Annotated in this window: 17 protein-coding genes; 10 read left to right on the top strand and 7 right to left on the bottom strand. The window is 74.6% G+C overall.

Annotated elements, in window-relative coordinates:
• Positions 1-75: 75 nt before the first annotated feature.
• Entirely contained in the window at positions 76-1263 is a 1188-nt protein-coding gene (locus tag AB0B20_RS21005; protein ID WP_357472645.1) for a macrolide family glycosyltransferase, read from the bottom strand.
• Between the two features lie 108 nt (positions 1264-1371).
• On the opposite strand from AB0B20_RS21005, the gene AB0B20_RS21010 reads away from it, so the two are divergent.
• Positions 1372-1965, top strand: coding sequence for a TetR/AcrR family transcriptional regulator (locus tag AB0B20_RS21010; protein ID WP_357472648.1), 594 nt, complete (start codon positions 1372-1374; stop codon positions 1963-1965).
• Here AB0B20_RS21010 and AB0B20_RS21015 read toward each other — a convergent pair.
• Entirely contained in the window at positions 1945-2691 is a 747-nt protein-coding gene (locus AB0B20_RS21015; protein ID WP_357472829.1) for an NAD(P)H-binding protein, read from the bottom strand. The two genes, AB0B20_RS21010 and AB0B20_RS21015, sit on opposite strands and share 21 nt — an antisense overlap.
• 800 nt (positions 2692-3491) lie before the next feature.
• Positions 3492-4349 carry an MBL fold metallo-hydrolase gene (locus AB0B20_RS21020; protein WP_357472651.1) on the bottom strand — a complete coding sequence of 286 codons (858 nt, stop codon included), beginning with the start codon at positions 4347-4349 and terminating at the stop codon, positions 3492-3494.
• A 205-nt stretch (positions 4350-4554) separates the two neighbouring features.
• Between AB0B20_RS21020 and AB0B20_RS21025 the strand changes: the two genes are divergently transcribed.
• Positions 4555-5331 carry a class I SAM-dependent methyltransferase gene (locus tag AB0B20_RS21025; RefSeq protein WP_357472654.1) on the top strand — a complete coding sequence of 259 codons (777 nt, stop codon included), beginning with the start codon at positions 4555-4557 and terminating at the stop codon, positions 5329-5331.
• On the top strand, positions 5328-5894 hold the full coding sequence (locus AB0B20_RS21030; RefSeq protein WP_357472657.1) for a maleylpyruvate isomerase N-terminal domain-containing protein: 567 nt from the start codon (positions 5328-5330) through the stop codon (positions 5892-5894). The genes AB0B20_RS21025 and AB0B20_RS21030 overlap by 4 nt, the downstream gene beginning before the upstream one ends.
• Positions 5895-5901: 7 nt before the next feature.
• Here AB0B20_RS21030 and AB0B20_RS21035 read toward each other — a convergent pair whose 3' ends face one another.
• On the bottom strand, positions 5902-6372 hold the full coding sequence (locus AB0B20_RS21035; protein WP_357472662.1) for a DUF1992 domain-containing protein: 471 nt from the start codon (positions 6370-6372) through the stop codon (positions 5902-5904).
• A 132-nt stretch (positions 6373-6504) separates the two neighbouring features.
• Here AB0B20_RS21035 and AB0B20_RS21040 point away from each other — a divergent pair, with 132 nt between their 5' ends.
• Positions 6505-6915, top strand: coding sequence for a DUF1232 domain-containing protein (locus tag AB0B20_RS21040; RefSeq protein ID WP_357387325.1), 411 nt, complete (start codon positions 6505-6507; stop codon positions 6913-6915).
• Positions 6916-6927: 12 nt separating this feature from the next.
• Here the strand turns inward: AB0B20_RS21040 and AB0B20_RS21045 are convergent, their stop codons facing one another.
• On the bottom strand, positions 6928-7464 hold the full coding sequence (locus AB0B20_RS21045) for a GNAT family N-acetyltransferase (protein WP_357387323.1): 537 nt from the start codon (positions 7462-7464) through the stop codon (positions 6928-6930).
• A gap of 128 nt (positions 7465-7592) precedes the next feature.
• Here AB0B20_RS21045 and AB0B20_RS21050 point away from each other — a divergent pair, with 128 nt between their 5' ends.
• Positions 7593-8243 (top strand): LysE family translocator, encoded by a 651-nt coding sequence (locus AB0B20_RS21050; protein WP_357387321.1) that lies wholly within the window; start codon positions 7593-7595, stop codon positions 8241-8243.
• Positions 8244-8277: 34 nt separating this feature from the next.
• Here AB0B20_RS21050 and AB0B20_RS21055 read toward each other — a convergent pair whose 3' ends face one another.
• Positions 8278-10287 (bottom strand): beta-galactosidase, encoded by a 2010-nt coding sequence (locus tag AB0B20_RS21055; RefSeq protein ID WP_357472665.1) that lies wholly within the window; start codon positions 10285-10287, stop codon positions 8278-8280.
• A 115-nt stretch (positions 10288-10402) separates the two neighbouring features.
• Here AB0B20_RS21055 and AB0B20_RS21060 point away from each other — a divergent pair, with 115 nt between their 5' ends.
• The 5 genes from AB0B20_RS21060 (at position 10403) to AB0B20_RS21080 (ending at position 19845) form a co-directional block, all read left to right on the top strand.
• Positions 10403-12766, top strand: coding sequence for a TIM-barrel domain-containing protein (locus AB0B20_RS21060; RefSeq protein ID WP_357472668.1), 2364 nt, complete (start codon positions 10403-10405; stop codon positions 12764-12766).
• A gap of 48 nt (positions 12767-12814) precedes the next feature.
• Entirely contained in the window at positions 12815-14011 is a 1197-nt protein-coding gene (locus AB0B20_RS21065) for an ROK family transcriptional regulator (RefSeq protein ID WP_357387315.1), read from the top strand.
• Between the two features lie 241 nt (positions 14012-14252).
• A complete protein-coding gene (locus tag AB0B20_RS21070; protein WP_357387313.1) occupies positions 14253-16661 on the top strand; it encodes a glycoside hydrolase family 3 C-terminal domain-containing protein in 2409 nt (802 codons plus the stop codon).
• Positions 16658-17671, top strand: coding sequence for a LacI family DNA-binding transcriptional regulator (locus AB0B20_RS21075; RefSeq protein WP_357387311.1), 1014 nt, complete (start codon positions 16658-16660; stop codon positions 17669-17671). Before AB0B20_RS21070 ends, AB0B20_RS21075 begins: the two co-directional genes overlap by 4 nt.
• Positions 17668-19845, top strand: coding sequence for a glycoside hydrolase family 95 protein (locus AB0B20_RS21080; protein WP_357387309.1), 2178 nt, complete (start codon positions 17668-17670; stop codon positions 19843-19845). Before AB0B20_RS21075 ends, AB0B20_RS21080 begins: the two co-directional genes overlap by 4 nt.
• Here the strand turns inward: AB0B20_RS21080 and AB0B20_RS21085 are convergent.
• Positions 19842-20351, bottom strand: a complete 510-nt coding sequence (locus AB0B20_RS21085; RefSeq protein ID WP_357387307.1) for an NUDIX domain-containing protein — start codon at positions 20349-20351, stop codon at positions 19842-19844. The genes AB0B20_RS21080 and AB0B20_RS21085 overlap by 4 nt on opposite strands.
• Positions 20352-20360: the final 9 nt, after the last annotated feature.

Raw genomic sequence — 20360 nt, forward strand, 5'->3', positions numbered from 1 at the left:
ACCTGCCGCGGGCGGGGGGGGGCCGGCGGGGGGGGGGGGGGGGGCGCCGCCCCCCCCCCCCCCCCACGCCGTGCCTCACCCGCGGCGCGCCGCGCTGAGTTCGGCCTCGATCAGGTCGGCGGCCCGGTCCGCGCCCCCGGCGGCGCGGGCCTGCCGCTTCAGCTCGGCGCTGCGGGCCACCACCGTCGGGTCCGAGGTGAGGGCCAGCAGCGTCTGGCGCAGCTCCACGGCGGTGACGCCGGCCGAGTCGACGACCCGGGCGACGCCGAGGGCGGCCAGCTGCTCGGCGTTGGCGAACTGGTCGGCCGCCTGTGGCACGGCGATCATCGGCGTCCCGCAGTAGAGACCTTCGCTGCTGCCGCCCATGCCGGCGTGGGTGACGAAGGCATCCGCCTGTTCCAGGACGGCCAGCTGCGGTACCCACCGGTGGACCTCCACGCTGTCCGGGACGGGACCGAGCTCGGCCGGGTCGACGTGCGTGCCGATCTGCAGCACGGTGTGCCAGCCGGGCAGGTCGCCGAAGGCGGCGACGCAGCGGCGGTAGAACTCGGGCCGCCGGGTGAAGGCGGAGCCGAGCGAGACGAGCAGCACCTTCTCGGCGTGCTCCGGCCGTACCCAGGAACCCTGGTCGGAGCGGTCGGCCAGGACCGGGCCGACGAAGCTGTAGACCGACCGGTCCACCCGGTCGGCGTTCGGCTGGAGCGCCTCCGGCGGCAGGACGAGACTGCGGAGCGGCCGTCCCTGGAACGCCATGCTGTCGGTGACAGACGAACCCTCCGTGGTCAGCCACGCCGTGAACCGTCGGTAGTAGTCGGCGCCGCGCGGATCGGCCCGCATCGCCTCGACCACGGGTGCCATCTCCTGCTCGTAGCCGTCCCAGGCGACGAACGTCGAGGAGAGCTGTACGGCCGGAATCCCCCACTGCTCGCCGAGCAGCCGGGCCGGCGCGCCGGCGATGTCGTAGAGGAACAGGTCCGGCCGGTCGTCGTCGTAGGCGGCCCGCAGCTGCGGCAGCATGGCGATCGCGTCGTCGAGGAAGAGCGTGAGCTGCTCGATCGGGTCGTCGGTGCCGGCGCCGCCGTCGGCGGGCAGCGTCGAGGCGTACGGCTTCAGCTCCGCGCCGGTGGATCGGATGACCTCGGCGAAGGCGGGGTCGTTGGCATAGGTGACCCGGTGACCGCGCCGCACGAGGGTACGGATGATCTCCAAGCTCGGGTTGACGTGGCCGTGGAACGGAATGCTGACCATGGCGATGTGCGGCACGGGGTCTCCTGAGTTTCGCTGAGACGAGACGTTGCGTCTCGCCACAGCGGAGCACGGCGCCGCCATCCCGTCAAGACGATACGTCTCGTCTCGCTGTAGGCTCGCGGCGTGACCCCGCAGCCCACCCGCCGCAACGAGCAGTCCCGCCGCGCGATCCTCGCCGCCGCCCTGGAGCTGCTGACCGAGACCGGATACCCGGCCCTGACCGTCGAGGCGATCGCCGCCCGCGCCGGAGTCGGCAAGCAGACCATCTACCGCTGGTGGCGTGGCAAGGGCGCGGTCATCCTGGAGGCGCTCGCCGACGACATGCCGGAGGTCATCGTCCTGCCCGACACCGGTGACCTGCGGGCCGACCTGCGTGAGGTGCTGCGGGCCACCGTCGCCGAGTTCGCCGACCCCCGGCTGTCCGCCACCACCCGTGCCATCACCATCGAGACACTCGCCGACGAGGACCTTGCCGCCCAGGCGCGCGACCGGCTGCTCCGTCCCCAACTGAATGCGGTCCGCGTACGCCTGGAGGCCGCCCGCGAGGCCGGCCAGGTCCGCCCCGACGCGGCACTGGACCAGGTGGTGGAACTGCTGTTCGGCCCGCTCTACCACCGCTGGCTGCTGCGCAACGGCCCGCTGACCGACGACTACGCCGACGGGATCGTCGACCTGGTCGTCGCCGCGGTCACCCCGTCAGCGGGCGCCGGCCGCTAGCCAGTCGTCGAAGCTGGTCGGCGCGATACGCGCGCCGTCCCCGGGCAACAGCACGTCGCCGGCCATCGACGTGCCGTACAAGCCCGACCAGGTCGGGATAAGCCGGACCCGGCGGCCGCGCGCCTCATGGGTACGCCGAGCCATGTCGACGAGATCCTCCGTCGCGGGTCCGGCGATGTCGACGTGGCGTCCCCGCGGTTCGCCGACAGCGACCTCGGCGAGGATGTCGGCGACGTCCCGGGGTGCGATCGGTTGCACCAGCAGCGGCGCGACGGTGGCGGCGCCGTCGCGCTCGGTCCAGCCGGTGACCATGGCGGCGAAGTCGTGGAACTGGGTGGCCGGGACGATCGTCCACGGCACCGGCCCACCTGCCACCAGCCGCTCCTGCTCCCGCTTGCCCGCGTAGTGGGCGTTGTCGTCGACCCGGTGGATGCCGACGATCGACAGCAGCACGTGGTGCCGTACGCCGGCGCGCTGCTCGGCTGCCAGGAGATTGCGCGTGAGGCCGCCGAGATACGCCATCGTCTCGGAACGATCGCCCGCCGCCACGTTCGTCGTGTCGACCACCGACTCGACGCCGGTGAGCGCCTCGTCCAGCCCGTCGCCGGTCATCAGATCCACGCCCAGTGAGCGGCTGATGCGTACGACGTCGTGGCCCTGCCGCTCCAGCGCGGCGACGGTGAGGGCTCCGATCCTGCCTGTGGCTCCGGCAACCGCGATCCGCATCGCCATCGGCCTCCTCTCGGATGCGACCGCCTCACCGTAGTCGGCGGAGCGGTCTGAGGCGGTCCCGCATCGCGCGCACATAACTGTCATTATGGTGCAGTGACGGTTTGCACCCTTTGTCGGGTCAACTTATTGGATTACTATTACCGATAATCCGGTAATCAGGTTCGGCGCGGGGGTTCCCTCGGCGCCGAGGTTTGACAGGATCGAGGCATGCGAGCCGCGAGCCGGAGATGGGGGCACCTCGTCCTGACCCCCTGTCTGCTGCTCGCGACGACCGGTTGCACCAGTGAGGACGATTCGGAGCGACCTGAACCTGCCGGCTCCGACTCCACCTCCCCCGGCGCACCGGCCGCGACGCTGCCACCACTGCCTGAGGGCGGACAGCGCCTGCGGTGCGCCGATGCGGTTGCCGCGACTCCGGCTCCGGGTGATGGGTACCGGGTCGTGGCCGACGCCGTGGCGGTGCCGTCGACTGTGGTGCGACCCGACGACTCAACCGACGCACGAGGGCCGACGCGTCTCTTCGCCAAATGGGGCCTGTACGTGCGCGCCGGAACAGCAGTGGAAATTCGGGTGGCGCCCGGCTGGGCGGATCGCGCCCGCATCGGGTGGGGCCCGGGTGCCGTCCCGGCGACCACGGTGCAGGTCGGGGCGTGCCCGGCCGCTTCAGCCACGTGGTCGGTCTACACCGGCGGCACCTGGGTGGCGGGCCCGGCGTGCGTGCCGCTGGTGATCCGTTCCCAGGGACGGCAGGTCGAGGTGCGTCTCGCGATAGGCGCCGCGTGTGATGACAGCACCTAGCGTACGAACGGCCTGACGACCTCGAAGGGCTCCGGGAACCGTACGGCGATGCCGCTCTCCCGGCTCTTGCCGTCGAGAAACGCCCTGGCCACGGCGAACCTGTCGAAGAACCCTGGCAGCGGCCGCAGCCCGCGGTCCAGGGAGACGAAGAAGTCGTCCCAGTGGATCGGCACGATCAGGGCGGGCCGGGTCGCGTCCACCACGTGCCGCCAGTAGTCGTCCCGGAACCGTTCGGACTGCACACCCAGCGCGCCGATCGCGAGGTGGAGGACGTCGACGTCGAGCCCGTCGAACGCGTGCGGGACGAAGTTGGCGCTCGGGTGGATCAGCAGCGAGCCGTCGGGGTGGGTGATGAGGAAGGAGAAGCATCCGCCGTCGCGGTACCTGCTCGCCCGGACCGGCGGGACGAGCGGCTTCTCGATCGTGCCGGGGAACCGGTTGCCCGGGCTGTGGAGGCCGCCGAATACGCGCACGGTGAACGCGCCGACGCGGTACTCGCAGCCGTCGGCGATCCGGGTCATCGACTGTTCGCCGAGGCCCGCGCCGCGTCCCACGTTCAGCGTCGACTCGGAGCCGAACAGCCTGCCGCCGAGGTGCTTGACGACAGCGGGGGCGTCCATGACGTGGTCGTAGTGGGAGTGGGAGACGAAGAGCGCGTCGAGGCGGGACACGCCGGCCCGGGAGAGCGCGGCGGTGATCCGCCCGAGGTCGGGAGCCACGCGACCAAGCGCGACGCGCAGCAGAGAGGGCCTGCTCAGGAAGCCGTCGATCAGGATGCCCGAGGTCCCGTCGGACACGTGCACTGTCGACGTGCCGAAGAAGGTGGACTCGACCGACGCTCCACTGGAGCCCATTCGCACATGGTAGTGCCGTCGCTACGGCGAATACCATGCCGCGGTGATCAAGAACCAGCCGGAACCTCCGGCCGACCCGGAACAGTTCCGGGCGCAGCGGCGAACCTGGAAGCCGTAGGCGCTGGAGACGAGCATCGGTGAGCTCTCGCGCAGTGTGGACGGTTAGCCCGGCGCGATGATCGCCCGTCGTCGATAGGGTGACCGGATGGACGAAGACGCACGACGCCGGCACTCGTCGTCGTTCGGCGCGGCGGCCACCGCGTACGCCGAACACCGTCCGGACTACGCGCGCGCCGCCGTGCGGTGGGCGCTCGAACCCGCGCCCGGTACGCGGGTGCTCGACCTCGGCGCGGGCACCGGCAAGCTCACCATGACGCTGGCCGAGGTGAGCGGCGACGTGACGGCGGTCGAGCCGGACGAGGCGATGCTGGCCGAGCTGCGCCGCGCCGCACCGGGCGTACGCGCGTTGCCCGGCAGCGCCGAGATGATCCCGCTGCCGGACGCCGCCGTCGACGCCGTGGTGGCCGGCAACGCCATGCACTGGTTCGACATGGCCGTGGCCGGGCCGGAGATCGCCCGGGTCCTCTCCCCCGGCGGCGTCCTGGCCGGGTTGTGGAACGTGGTGGACGACCGGGTCGACTGGGTGGCCGGGCTCGCGGCGGTCAGCGGAAGCGCCGCCATCGGCCCCCGGGACACGCCCGCGAGCTGGCGCGCGGCCACGGCCGGCATGCACCTGCCGACGGCGGGCGAGGCCCGGTTCGGCTCGCCCGAGCAGGCGGAGTTCCCGCACGGGCAGCGCCGTACCGCCGATTCGCTCGTGGCAACGCTCGCCACCCGGGCCGGGATGCTGGTCATGCCGGAGCGGGAACGTACGCGGACGCTGGACCGCATCCGCGCGTACCTGGCGAGCCGGCCGGAGACGGCCGACGGGGAGTTCACGCTGCCGATGCTCACCTGCGTGCTGCGGGTACGGCGCAGGTGAACAGCGCCGACGTCCGGGCCGCCGCCACCGGGATGACGGCCGTGCTGCGGCCCGCCGTCGGGCGGGACTGGACGGTACGCGCCGGGGATCTGGACTGGTCCTGCTGGACCACCGCCGCGCACATCGCGCACGACCTGACCGCGTACGCCGGTCAGGTGTCCGGCCGGCCCGGCGGCGGCTATCTCCCGTTCGACCTGCGGGTACGCGCGGACGCCGCGCCCGCCGAGGTGCTGACCGTCGCGGGGGCGGCGGCCGGGATGCTCGCCGCCACCATCGACGCCGCGAGCCCGGACGACCGGGCGTGGCACTTCGGCCCGTGCGATCCGGGCGGCTTCGCCGCGATGGGCGTGGCCGAGATCCTGCTGCACACCCACGACCTGACCCGAGGGCTCGGGCTGGACTGGTCGCCACCGGCCGAGCTGTGCGCCCGGGTGGTGCGCCGGTTGTTCCCGGACGCGCCGGAGGGCGACCCGGCGCCGGTGCTGCTGTGGCTGACCGGACGCGCACCGCTCGGCCACCGGCCACGACGTACCGCGTGGACCTGGCAGGCGGCGCGCCCCTGAGCGCGTGTCAGCGGCGCCACCAGCGCCAACGGAGGCGCGGGCGGGTCCGGGCGGCGTGCGGCGGCGCGGGCGCCGTGACGAGCGGCGTGACGCGTTCCCGGTCGGCACGCCAGCGGCGCACCGCCTCCTCGACGTTCACCGGGCGGACGACCACGCGTGGCCCGGTCGGGGTACGCAGCCAGGCCACCACCTCGGTGTTGAGCGCCGCCACGTACGACCGGACGGCCTCCTCGGTGGGCAGGTCGCGCAGCTCGGCCGAAAGCTGTTCGATGCGGCGGCGCAGTTGCAGCGGCGTGGGCAGCAGCAGGTCGGACGGGATCTGCTCGCGCTCCATGAAGCTGCGGATCCACCAGCCCTCGTCGTAGGGCATGTCGCGCCCCGGGATCGGCTTGCCGGCGCCCGGCAGGTTGTCGAACTCGCCGCGCTCCTGGGCCGAGCGGATCTGCGCCTCGACCGCGGCCTCCCAGCCTGTCGTCACCGCCGTCACCTCCCGTACCCACGGTAGCCGCCACCGTCCGGCAAGGGTCAGCGTCGCGCGGCGCCGGGCTGTTCCCGGGCGCCGGGCGACGCCGCCGCGTAGCGTGCCACCGGGTACGAAAGGGGTGACGGCGTGCGGGAGTGGCTCATCGGCCTCGCTGTGGCGACGGCCTGCCTGGTCGTGAGCTGGGGGGTGCTGGTGCTGCTGGCCCGGCGTCTGCCGCCGGGGCTGCTGCGCGATCTGGCCGCGTTCGTGCCCGACTGCGTGACGGCGGTGCGGCGGCTGCGCCGCGACCCGCGCGTGCCCCGCCGCGCCCGGGTCGCGATTGTCGTCGCCGGACTCTGGGTGGCCAGCCCGATCGACCTGATCCCGGAGTTCCTGCCGGTGATCGGCCCGCTCGACGACATCGTGGTGGTGGCGCTCGCGCTGCGCTATGCCGCCCGGCAGGTGCCCCGGCAGGTGCTGCTCGACGCGTGGCCGGGCGAACCGCGTCTGCTGCTGCGCCTGCTCGGCCCGGCCGCTGCCGCCCGAACCGACAGGTGAGCGCCGCCGGCGTCAGGGCCGGTGGCGGACGTGGCGGTGGCCGTCGCGCGGGTACGGCGGGCGGGCCGGCAGCACCTCGGCGAAGGCGTACCCGCTCTTCTCCGCCACCCGGCAGGAGGCCTCGTTGTCGACCTGGTGCAGCAGCTCCAGGTGGGTCAGCCCGGTGGCGGCGAACCGGGCGAACGCCCACGCGGTGACCGCCTCCACCGCTCGTGGCGCGACGCCCCGGCCGCGTGCCGGCGCGGCCGTCCAGTAGCCGACCTCGGCGGCCGGGCGGCCCGGGCGGACGTCCTTGAGCACCACGCAGGCCACCACCCGGTCCTCCTCCAGCACCGCGAACATGAACCGGTGCCCGGCGGCCCAGCCCTGGTGGCTGCGGCGCAGGAACACCCGCGCCTGCGCCGGCCCGGTCACCGGATGGCTGGTCCAGGCGCGCAGCACCGGATCCCGGTACGCCTCGATCAGCGCGTCGGCGTCACCGTCGCGCCACGGGCGCAGCAGCAGACCGGGCGCGGTCGAAGTGGCCGGCGCGGACAGCACGATCGACATGCGACAAGTATCACCGCCGCCCTCCGATCACGTGACCCGCACAACACCCCCATCAGCGCCCCACGGGTACCCGCGGACAACGGCAACCGGCGTAGGGTCCGGTTCACTGGCGGCAACGGGGAGGCGACATGGTGACTGTCGGCGCGGTCATGGGAATCGCCCTGGTGGCGCTCGGTCTGGTGCTCACGCCCGGGCCGAACATGGTCTACCTGGTGTCCCGGTCGGTGACGCAGGGGCGGCGGGCCGGGCTGGTGTCGCTGCTCGGCGTGGCCGCCGGGTTCCTTGTCTACCTGGCCGCCGCGGTGGCCGGCATCGCGACGGTGTTCGTGCTGGTGCCGCCGCTGTACACGGCGGTGAAGCTGGCCGGTGCGGCGTACCTGCTGTGGCTGGCCTGGCGGACGCTACGCCCGGGCGGCACGTCGGCGTTCACCCCGGCGCCGCTGCCGCCGGACCGGCCCCGGCGTCTGTTCACCATGGGCCTGGTCACCAACCTGCTCAACCCGAAGATCGCCATCCTGTACGTGTCGCTGCTGCCGCAGTTCGTCGACCCTTCGCGCGGGCACGTGGCGGTGCAGAGTCTGCTGCTCGGCCTGACGCAGATCGTGGTCGCGCTGACCGTGAACGCGCTCATCGTGCTCAGCGCGGGCTCGGTGTCGGCGTTCCTCACCCGCAGGCCGGGCTGGGCGCGTCTCCAGCGGTGGGTGATGGGCACCGTGCTGGCGGCGCTCGCGGTGCGGATCGCCGCCGACCGCTCCCGCGCCGCCGTCGCCACTCCCTGACGGGGGTACGCGCGCGAACACCGTCGGGGCGGCGTCACGACGGCTCCTCGCGCACCACCGCCACGCCACCCGGTGCCACAGTCAACGCGCTCCCGACCGCCTCGCCGGTCAGCATCTCGACCCCCGCAGCCGGCACCCGCTGCGGTTCGTCGGTGTGGTTGAGCAGGTAGAGCAGGCTTCCGTCGCCGTCGTGGCGGCGTACCGCCTCGACGCCCGGCGGCGCACCTGGACAGGCCGGGGTCACACCGGCGAGCCGGGCCGCGTCGGTGAGCAGCCGCCGGTAGGTGTCGTCGTCGGGGCGGGTGGAGACGTACCAGGCGTACGCGTCTCCGACCCGGTGCCGGGTGATCGCGGGCCGGCCGTCCAGCACTCCCCCGACGTACGCGCTGACCGTCTCCGCACCGGCCGGGTGCACCGTCTCGGACCAGATCCGGCCGGTCCCGCCGCCGGTCAGCGGCACCCGCTCCCCGTCGGCGAGCGGGTGGAACTCCTCCACCCGCACGCCGAGCAGGTCCCGGTACGCGCCCGGGTAGCCGCCGAGGCGTACCCGGGCGTGCTCGTCGGCGACACCGCTGAGCCAGGTCACCAGCAGGTGCCCGCCGCCCTGGACGTGCCGGCGTACCCAGTCGACAGTGGCGTCCGAGGCGAGGTAGAGGGCGGGGAGCACGAGCAGCCGGCAACCATCGAGCGGGGCGCCCGGCGGCACCACGTCTGCGGTGACGCCCGCGTGCCACAGCGCCCGGTGCGCGGCGGCCGCCTCGCCGCAGTGGTCGAGTCCGGCGCGGGGCATCCCCGGGTGCCGCAGCGCCCAGTCGCTCGCCGCGTCGTACCCGATGGCCACCGTCGCCTCGACGCGGCCCGGCGCGGTCCCGGTGAGCCGGCCCAGCGCGGCGCCGAGCGCGGTGGCCTCCCGGAACACGCGGGTGTCCGCCCCGGCGTGCGACACCACGGCGGAGTGGAAGCGTTCCGCGCCGCCGGCCGGGGCACGCCACTGGAAGAACATCACCCCGGCGGAGCCGCGCGCGACGTGGGCGAGGCTGTGCCGGGTCATCCGGCCGGGCTCCTTGGTGTGCATCCGCCCGGCGGTGTGGAGCTGGTTGGGGGCACTCTCCATCAGCAGCCACGGCGCGGGCTTCCCGGCGCCGTGGCGGGCCCAGCCGCGGGCCAGGTCGGCGGCGAACGCGGTCTGCTCCTCCGCGCCCCTGCCGGTCGCCGACGGGTAGTGGTCGACGGCGACCAGGTCCACCTCGCGCGCCCAACGGGCGTGGTCGACAGGCACCCAGTCGCCGAGCACGTAGTTGGTGGTGATCGGCACCTGCGGGTTCGCCGCGCGCAGCAGGTCCCGCTGCTCGGTGTACGCGGACAGCAGCGTGTCGGACCAGAAGCGGCGGAAGTCGAGCAGCTGGCCGGGGTTGGCGAGGTACTGGGTGGCGCGGGGCGCGCCGACCTGCGCCCAGTCGGAGTAGTGCTGGCTCCAGAAGCTGGTGGCCCAGGCGTCGTTCAGCGCGTCGAGGTCGCCGTGGCGGGTGGTGAGCCAGCGGCGGAACGCCGCCTCGGCGTGCGGGCAGTGGCAGGTGGTGCCGTACTCGTTGTGCGCGTGCCACAGCGCCAGCGCCGGGTGGTGTGCGTAGCGCGCGGCCAGCACCTCGGTGATGTTCCGGGCCGCGTCGCGGTACGCGGGCGCGGCGGCGCAGTAGGTGTCCCGGCTGCCGTGGGTCAGCCGTACGCCGTCGGCGGTGACCGGCAGCGCGTCCGGGTGGCGCAGCGAGAACCACGGTGGCGGCGACGCGGTGGGGGTGGCAAGCGCGGCCCGGATGCCGCCCGCGTGCAGCAGGTCCAGCACGCGGTCGAGCCAGCCGAGCGTGTAGCGGCCGGGTTCGGGTTCCAGCCGGGACCAGGCGAACACGCCGACGGTGACCAGGTTGACCCCGGCGGCGCGCATCAGGGCGACGTCCTCGCGCCACACCCCGGGCGGCCACTGCTCCGGGTTCCAGTCCCCGCCGTAGCAGAGCCGGCCGTCGCCCCACAGCGCTTTAGTTGGCATCCCGGCCAAAATAGGAACAGGTGCGACGGAAAGTCAATGCCGTCGATCATTGACAGTTAGTTGGGGTTCCAAAGAAACTGGCGGGACCGCCCGTGGACGCCGCGAGGAGACGCCCATGCCGTACCGCCCGCCGCTGGTCCCGTACGAGACGTTCGTGGCCGACCCGCCCGACCTGCCGGTCCGCGCCCCCGGCGAGGAGGGCGCCGACGACGTGCTGCGGGCCGAGGTAGCCGCCACCGACGCGCATGGCGTCACGCTCACCGCGACCTGCACGTCCGGCCGCACGCTCGTCGCGCGCGTCGAGGCCGCCGGCGACGGGATCATCCGGGTACGCCTCGCCGACGACCTCTCGGTCCGCAGCCGCTCCGCCGCGGCGCTGACACTGGTCCACCCGCAGCCGCACCCGGCCACCGTGACAGTCGACGGTGACCGGGTGCGAGTGAGCGCCGGCGGCGTGGTCGCCGAGCTGCGCCTGGACCCGTGGGAACTGCGGTTCCGCACTCCCGACGGGCGGCTGCTGCTCGCCTCCGACGGCGGCACCCGGGACATCAGCGGCCGGCGCCGCACGCTGCCGCTGGGACGCTCCACAGTCGACGGTGAGCCGGTCGCCTGGCACGAGAGCTTCGTCGCGCCCGGCGACGAACGGTTCGTCGGCTTCGGCGAGAAGTTCACGCCGCTGGACAAGCGCGGCCAGCGCCCGCTGATGTGGAACTTCGACGCCTTCGGCGGGGAGTCCGACCGCTCGCACAAGAACGTCCCCTTCTACCTGTCCGACCGCGGCTACGGCGTCCTGGTCGACAGCGGGCTGCCGGTGCAGTTCGACATGTGCGCCAGCACCCACAGCACCGTGCAGATCCTCGTCCCGGACGACCTGCTCGACTACTACGTGCTGGCCGGTCCCACCCCGGCCCAGGTGCTCGACCGGCTGGACACGCTCACCGGGCGGCCGTACCTGCCGCCGAGGTGGGCGTTCGGCGCGTGGATCTCCTCCGGCTTCTTCCCGGACAGCCAGCAGCGGGTGCTGGAACGTGCCCGGCGCCTCCGCGAGCGGGACATCCCCTGCGACGTGCTGCACCTGGACTGCTACTGGCAGGTCGCCGGGCACTGGTCGGACCTGCGCTGGGACGCCGACGCCTTCCCCGACCCGGACGGCATGCTCAAGGACCTCACCGAGCAGGGCTTCCGGGTGTGCCTGTGGATGAACCCTTACCTGATGACCGGCAGCCCGCTCTACGCCGAGGCCGAGGCCGCCGGGTACTTCCTGCGCCGCCCCGACGGCGAGACGTACGTCGCCGACACCTGGCACGGCAGCTACCCGGCCGGGGCCATCGTGGACCTCACCAACCCGGCCGCGGTGCGCTGGTTCCAGGGGCTGCTGCGGCCCCTGCTGGCCCAGGGCGTCGCGGTGTTCAAGACCGACTTCGCCGAGGGTGTGCCGGCCGACGCGGTGGCACACAACGGCCTGACCGGCGTCGAACTGCACAACGTGTACGCGCTGCTGTACAACGACGCGGTGGCCGATGTCACCGAGGAGGTCGCCGGGCACCGCGCGGTGTGGGCGCGCTCGTCGTACCTGGGCGGGCAGCGGCACAGCGCGCAGTGGAGCGGCGACGTCAACGCCACCTGGCCCGGTATGGCCAGCACGCTGCGTGGCGGCCTGTCCCACGGGCTGTCCGGGGTGCCGTTCTGGAGCCACGACACCGGCGGCTTCAACGGCACCCCCGAGCCGGACCTCTACGTGCGCTGGACCCAGTTCGGCGCGCTCTCCCCGCTGGTGCGGCTGCACGGCACCACCAGCCGGCTGCCGTGGGAGTTCCCGCCCGAGGCGGAACGGCACGCGGTGGACGCGCTGCGGTTGCGCTACCGGCTGCTGCCGTACCTCTGGTCGGCCGCGGTGGCGAGCGCCCGTACCGGCGGTCCGATGATGCGGGCGCTGCTCGTCGACACCCCGGACGACCCGGTCGCGTGGGCCACCGACCTCCAGTACCGCCTCGGCCCCGACCTGCTGGTGGCGCCGGTGCTCGACCCGTCCGGCGAGCGCGCCGTCTACCTGCCGGCCGGCGACGACTGGCTCGACGCGTACACCGGGCAGCGGCACCCCGGCGGACGGCACCTGCGGGTGAGCGTGCCGCTGGACCGGCTGCCGCTGTACGTGCGGCACGGCGCGCTGGTCCCCGTGGTGGCGCCCGCCGCGACGGTCGGGACGGGCCCGTTCCGGGACGTCACGCTCGTGGCCTGGGGCGGCGTCGACGGCGTGAGCGTGGTGCGGGACCCCGACGGCGACACCACAGTCACCGCCGTGCGCGACGGCGACACGCTGCGCGTACGCGTGGAGGGGCCGCTGGACGTGCGGCGCGTCAGCGTGGTCGGGACGGACCCGCCGCGCCGGGTCGTGCTCGACGGCGAACCGGTGCCGCTGACGCCGTTCGCGCAGTGGTTCGGCGGCGGGGACCGGCCGGCCGGGATCTCCCCTATTTAGTTTAAGCTGTAGCCGAACCCACGGCCGGGCGCAGGAGGCGGGCAGTACGTGATCAGCATCGACCGGCCGACGGCCGACCTCGGCGACGTGCGGGTGACCAACCGGGCCGCCGTGCTCCGGCACGTCCGCCGGCACGCCCCCTGCTCCCGGGCGGATGTGGCCGCGCGGACCGGCCTGAACAAGGCGACCGTCTCCAGCCTGGTCGCCGAGCTGATCGAGCACGGCCTGCTGCGCGAGACCGGGCTGACCGAGAACCGGGTGGGCCGCCCGGCCACCATGCTCGTCCTCGACGGCGCGCGTTACGTCGGGCTCGGCCTGCGCGTGGGCGCGGACGAACTGGTGGCGGTCGCCGCCGGACTCGGTGGCGACCCGGTGCTCACCTGGCGGCGCGCGTTCCCCGCCGCCACCGCCGCTCCCGAGGAGACGGTGAAGGCGCTCGCCGCGCTGGCCCGGCGTGCCGTCACCCGGGTCGGGGCGGACCGTACGGTGCTCGGCCTGACAGTCGCCGTACCAGGGCTGGTGGACCCCGACGGCGACGTGCCGGCCGCCCCGGCGCTGGGCTGGCGCGGCGTGCCGCTGGCCGCGTCGGTCCGCCGCGCGCTGCGTGATCCCGGCTTCCCCGTCGCCGTCGACACCGAGGCCAACCTGGCCGTGCTGGCCGAGCGGCGGCACGGCCCGTACGCCGCCACGACCGACCTGGTCCACCTCACCGGCGGCCCGGCGATCGGCGCGGGCCTGATCAGCGGCGGCCGGCTGTTGCGCGGCGGCCGGGGCTTCGCCGGGGACATCGGCCACCTGCCACTGGCCGCCGACGGCCCGCCGTGTGACTGCGGACGGCGCGGCTGCCTCACCGCGCTGCTCGGCGTGGACGCGGTGATCGGCCGTCTGCTGCCGGACGCCGGGCGGGTCACCGACCATCTGCCGGAGATCGAACGTGTCCAGGCCCTGGCCCGCGCCGGGGACGAGCCGGTACGCACCGGGCTCACCGAGATCGGCAGGCTGCTCGGGCAGGCGGCGTCGGTGCTGGCCGGGCTGCTCGACCCGGAGGTGGTGGTGGTCGGCGGCCACCTGGCGGCGCTCGCGCCGTGGCTGCTGCCCGCCGCCCACGCCGAGATCGCGTCCCGCGCACCGGTCCCGCCCGGCGTGCGGCTGGAGGCCAGCACGCTCGGGTCCGCTGCGGGTGCGCTGGGCGGGGCCACCGCCGCGCTGGCCGGGGTGGAGGCGGGGCGGCTGCCCGCCGGATGACCTCTTGACCGCACCGGCCGGAAGGTGTCAACCTCGGTAGCGCCGCGTTCCGGGACCGGGCAATCCCGAAGCGGCGTGTTTTTCGGCGGTTGTCGAAGCGCTTCACCACCGCTCCGGGCCGACCCCGCCGACCGGCCACCACCACCCTTGACTCGCGTGCGCGCCGCCGTCCCACCGGCTCGATCGTCGAAGCGCTTCGACGGTCGAGCGGCGACCCGTACGCCGACCGGAGGCGCCCACCATGACCGACCCCGTCCCCCACCGTCTCGACGACCTGCTGGCCCGGCTCACGCTGCCGGAGAAGCTCGGCCTGCTGCACCAGTGGCAGGCGCCGGTGCCCCGGCTCGGCCTGCGCCCGTTCCGCACCGGCACCGAGGCGCTGCACGGCGTCGCGTGGCTCGGCACCGCCACCGTCTTCCCCCAGGCGATCGGCCTGGCCGCGAGCTGGAACCCGGACCTCATCCGGGCGGTCGGCGCCGCCGTCGGCGACGAGGTGCGGGTCAAGCACCGGGCCGACCCGGACCGCGTCGGGCTCAACGTGTGGGCGCCGGTGGTCAACCCGCTGCGCGACCCCCGCTGGGGACGCAACGAGGAGGGCTGGTCCGAGGACCCGTGGCTGACCGGCCGGCTCGCCACCGCGTACGGCCTCGGGTTGCGCGGCGACCACCCGATCCGGCTGCGTACCGCGCCGACCCTCAAGCACTTCCTCGGCTACAACAACGAGACCGACCGGGCCACCACCTCCAGCGACCTGCCGCCGCGGGTACTGCACGAGTACGAGCTGCCCGCCTTCCGCGCCCCCCTCGCCGCCGGCGCGGCGGTGGCAGTGATGGCGTCGTACAACCTGGTCGACGGCGTACCGGCGCACCTGAGCCCGCTGATCGAGGGCGAGCTGCGCGGCTACGCCAACGACGACATCATGGTGGTCGGCGACGCCGGAGCCGTCGGCAACATCGCCGGAGTGCAGGAGTACCTGCCCGACCACGTAGCGGGCTTCGCCGCCGCGCTGCGCGCCGGCATCGACAGCTTCACCGAGGACGACGAGGACAGCGCCCCCACAGTGGACCGGCTCGGCGAGGCGCTGGCACGCGGTCTGATCGAGCCCGCCCACGTGGACCGGGCGGTGCGCCGGATCCTGTCCGTGCGGCTGCGCCTGGGCGACCTGGACCCCGACCCCCACGACGACGTGCCGCCCGACACGCTCGACAGCCTCGCCCACCGGGAACTCGCCCGCGAGGCCGCCCGCCAGTCGGTGGTGCTGCTGCGCAACGACGGCCTGCTGCCGCTGCGCCCCGGCACCCGGGTCGCGGTGCTCGGCCCGCTCGCCGACTCCGTGCTCACCGACTGGTACAGCGGCACCCCGCCGTACGCGATCAGCGCCTACGCCGGGCTGCTCGGGCGCCTGCCCGAGGTGACCACCCACCCCGGCACGGACCGGATCACGCTGCACGCCGGCGACCGGGCGGTACGCCACGACGAGGGTGGCGCGCTGACGCTCGGCGGCACGGCGGCCGAGTTCGACGTGGTCGACTGGGGACAGGACGTGGTGGCGCTGCGCGCCGTGGACACCGGCCGGTACGTCGGCGCCGACGACGCCGGGGCGCTCGTCGCCGACCGCGACGGACCCGGTGGCTGGGTGGTCCGCGAGACGTTCCGCCTGCACCACCGGCCCGACGGCACCGCGCTGCTGCACCACCTGGCCACCGGCCGGCACGTCGCCGTCGACCCGCACGGACGGCTGAGCGTCGCCACCGGCGACCCGGCCGCGTTCACGGTGACGCTGCTCGCGGACGGGGCCGCAGCCGCCGCCGCGCTCGCCGCCGCAGCCGACGTGGCGGTGGTGGTGCTCGGCAACCACCCGATGGTCAACGGCCGGGAGACCGAGGACCGCGCCGACCTGGCGCTGCCCACCGGTCAGGCGGAGCTGTTGCGGGCGGTGCACGCCGCGAACCCGCGTACCGTGCTGGCGCTGACCAGCAGCTACCCGTACGCGGCCGGCTGGGCGCAGGAGCACCTGCCGGCCGTGCTGTGGAGCGCCCACGGCGGTCAGGAACACGGCAACGGGCTCGCCGACGTGCTGCTCGGCGCCGCCGACCCGGGCGGGCGGCTCACCCAGACCTGGTACGCCGACGCCGCCGAACTGCCCGACCTGCTCGACTACGACGTCATCGGCGCCGACGCCACGTACCTCTACCACCGGGGCGACCCGCTGTACCCGTTCGGCCACGGGCTCAGCTACGCCGAGTTCGACTACGCTGACCTCCGGTTGAGCACCGCCACGGCGCGCGCCGGCGAGGAGGTGGAGGTGAGCGTCGAGGTCACCAACACGGGCCGCCGCCCGGGCACCGAGGTCGTGCAGCTCTACACCCGGCAGCGCCACTCCCGGGTCAAGCAGCCGCTGCGGCAGCTGCGCGACTTCGCCCGCGTCACGCTGGATCCGGGCTGCGCCACCCGGGTGACGCTGCGCGTGCGTACCGCCGACCTGGCCTGGTGGGACGAGACGCGCGCCGCGATGGTGGTGGAGGACGCCGTCCACTCGGTGCTGGTCGGCCGGTCCGCGCGCGACATCCGGCTCGTCGGCGCGCTCACCGTGACCGGCGGCGACGCGACAGCCGAACCGGCGGGGGCCAGCTTCGGGGCGGCCCGGTGACCGGCCGGAGCCCCGGTGAGCAGGTCACCATCGCCGACGTGGCCCGCCACGCCGGGGTGGCCGCCAGCACCGTGTCGTACGTGCTCAGCGGCAAACGCACCATCTCGGCCACCACCCGCGGCCGGGTGCTCGCCAGCGTCCGCGCACTCGGCTACCACCCGCACGCCGGGGCCCGCGCGCTGGCCAGCCGCAAGGCCAACGTGATCGCGCTGGTGCTGCCGCTGCGTACCGGCATGCAGGTGCCGGTGGTGATGCGCTTCGCCACCGCGGTGGTCACCACGGCCCGCCGCCACGACCACGACGTGCTGCTGGTCACCGCCGACGAGGGACCGGCCGGGCTGCACCGGATCGCCGGCAGCGCGCTCGTCGACGGCGTGCTGCTGATGGACGTCGAGCTGGAGGACTCCCGGGTGCCGCTGCTGCGCGAGCTGGCGCTACCCGGCGTCCTGATCGGGCATCCCGCCGACAGCACCGGGCTGGCCTGCGTGGACCTCGACTTCCGGCGCGCGGGCGAGCTGTGCGTGGAACACCTGGCCGCCGCCGGGCACCGGCGGATCGCGCTGCTCGGCGCCCCGGCGGCCGTCTACGACCGGGGCACCGGGTTCGCCCACCGCACCCGTGCCGGGGTACGCGCCGCGGCCGAGCGGCTTGGCGTCGACGCGGTGACCCGGCCCTGCGAGGAGGGGCCGGCCGCGGTACGCCGCGACCTGGAGGCGCTGCTCGCCGACCATCCGGACGTCACCGGGCTGGTGGTGCAGAACGAGTCGGCGGTCGGGCCGGTGCTCGCCACGCTGCCCCTGCTGGGCCGCCGGGTGCCCGGGGACACCTCGGTCGTCGCGATCTGCCCGGACGAGCTGGCCGAGCAATCAGGGCTCACCTGCGTACCGGTGCCCGCCGAGGAGGTCGGCCGGCAGGCGGTGGCGTTGCTGATGCGGCGGCTGAGCGGCGAGCCGGTGCCGGAGGTGACGCTGCTGGAACCGCACCTCACAGTGCGGGACACCAGCAGGTGACCGCGCACGGCATCCACGACACCGCGCCGGCCGCCGACTGGACCGACGCGTTCCTCACCGGAAACGGTGAGCTGGGGCTGATGGTCCACGGGCTGCCGCACGCGGAACGGATCGTGGTCAACCACCACCGGCTCGTCCTGCCCAACGGCAGCCGGCACGCCCGCGCGCCCGAGCTGGCCGGCCGGATGCCGCACATCCGCGCGCTCGTGCTCGCCGGGCGGCGGGCCGAGGCCGCCCGGCTGCTCACCGGCGGCCGGGATCTGGAGTGGACCCAGTCGTTCCACCCCGGGTACGCGCTCACCGTCGACGCCGTGCCCGGACCGGTACGCGACTACCGGCGCGACACCGACTTCACCACCGGGCAGGTGACAGTCGAGTGGTCGGGCGGGCGGCGGCGCTGCTTCGCCTCCCGCGCCGACGGCGTCGCCGTGCTGCACCTCGACCAGGGCGACTGCGTGGTGGGGGCGACGGGTGAACTGCCCGGCCGGCCGGCCGACGTGGTCTACGAGCACGCCGCGTACCGCCGTGACGGGCTGGTGTTCCTGCGGGTACGCGCCCGCTACCCGGACGCCGGCGGCGCGTACGGCTTCGAGGGGCTGACGCTGCTGCGCGGCGACGTGAGCGTCGACGGCGACCGGGTGCGGGTACGCGGACCGGCGCTGCTCACCACGCTCGTGGACCGGCCCGACGCGCCGCCCTGGCGTACCCGGGGATCGGAACGGCGACTCGCCGCGCTGGCCGGGGACTACGACGAACTGCTGGCCCGGCACGTGCCCCGCCACGCCGGACCGTACACCCGGGTCGGCCTGGACCTCGGCGTGCCCGCCGCCGACCGGGCGTTACCAGTCGGTGAGTTGCTGGCCCGGCAGGCCGCCGCGCCGGACCGGCTGGACCCGGCGCTGCTGGAACGGCTGTTCCACTCCGGCCGGTACCTGCTGTTCAGCGCCAGCGGGGTGCTGCCGCCCCGGCTGACCGGGCTGTGGCTGGGCTCCTGGGACGCGGCGTGGGCCGGCGACTTCACCACCGACGCGAACCTGAACCTGCAACTCGCCGGCGCGAACGTGGGCGCGTTGCCGGAGGTGAGCGCCGCGCACGCCCGGCTGGTCGCCGCCCAGGTGGACCACTGGCGCGCGAACGCCCGCGCCGTGTACGGGGCACGCGGGCTGCTGGCGCCCAGCCGCACCGACGGCGAGCACGGGCACCTGTTCCACGTCCACCCGGACTGGCCGTTCACCGCGTGGCTCGCGGGCGCGGACTGGCTGCTGCATCCGCTGCACGAACACCACCTGGTCACCGGTGAGCCGCTGGGCGAGGTGGCCGGCTGGCTGGCCGAGGTGGCGGACTTCTTCGCCGACGTGCTGACCGTCGTGGACGGCCGGCCGGCGCTGGTGCCGTCGTACTCGCCGGAGACCGGCCCCTACGACGACACCGGCCGCGTCGCGCCCGTCGCCGTCAACGCCACCATGGACGTCGCCGCCGCCCGGCACGCGCTGCGGCTGGCCGCCGAGGTGACCGGCGACGACAGGTGGGCCGGGGTACGGCCGCCCGGCTACCTGGTCGACGGGCGCGGCGCACTGGCCGAGTGGGCGTGGCCCGGCAGTGCCGGCGACGAGGACCACAGGCACGTCAGCCACCTGTATCCGGTGTGGCCGCTGGACGAGATCGATCCGGACGACACCCCGGAGCTGGCCGCCGCCGCGCACCGGGCGCTGACCTTACGCGGAGACGAGGACCGGTCCGCGCACGGCAGCCTGCACCGGGCCCTGGCGGCGGCACGGCTGCGCGACGGCGGGCTGGTAGCGGCGAACGTGCGCGAGATCGTCGGCGCGGACATGTTCTTCCGGTCGCTGATGAGCGCGCACAACCCGGGCCGGACCACGTACAACGCCGACGCCGCGCACGCGCTGCCGGCGGTGCTGATCGAGTCGCTGGTGCGGTCCCGTCCGGGGATGCTGCGGTTGCTGCCCGCGCCGCTGCCGGACCTGCCCGCCGGGACGCTACGCGGGATCACCTGCCGGGGCCGGGTCACCGTCGAGGAGCTGACCTGGGCGCCGGGCCGGGTCCGGGCGCGGCTGGTGTCGCCGGTTCCGCAGCGCGTGACCGTGTACGGCCCGAGCGGCCGTCACGCGGTCGATCTGGTTCCGGACCGGGCTTACGAGGTGGTGTTCGGCTAGATGTTGTCGGGCTGGCGCAGCGCCGGGTGGCGCTGCCCCGGCGCGGCGTACCAGGGCGGCGCGTCGTCGGTGAGCGCGGTGCCGATCCGCAGCCGGGACCAGTCGTCCAGGTCGGGCAGCGCGTCCGGGGCGAACCAGGCCACCGCCAGCGACTCGTCGCCGTCGGCCGTCGGCGCCCCGCCGACCGCACGGCAGCGGAACCAGATGTTGAGGTATTCGCAGGCGTCGCCGTTGGGGTAGACCACCGGGTGGGTGGCCACGCCGGCGAGCCGGTCGATGGCCACCCGCACGCCCGTCTCCTCGCGGACCTCGCGCACCAGCGCGTCGGCGGGCTGCTCACCCGGGTCCACGGTGCCGGCCGGGACCGACCAGCGGCCGTTGTCGCAGCGGCGGGCCAGCAGCACCCGTCCCGCGTCGTCGGTGACCACGCCGCTGACGCCGTACAGCATCAGCAGGTCGTGGCCGACGTGCCGGCGCAGCCGGGCGATGTAGGGCGAGACGGCCATACGAGCACG

The organism is Micromonospora sp. NPDC049151 (genome assembly GCF_040648395.1).
Taxonomy (GTDB): Bacteria; Actinomycetota; Actinomycetes; order Mycobacteriales; family Micromonosporaceae; genus Micromonospora.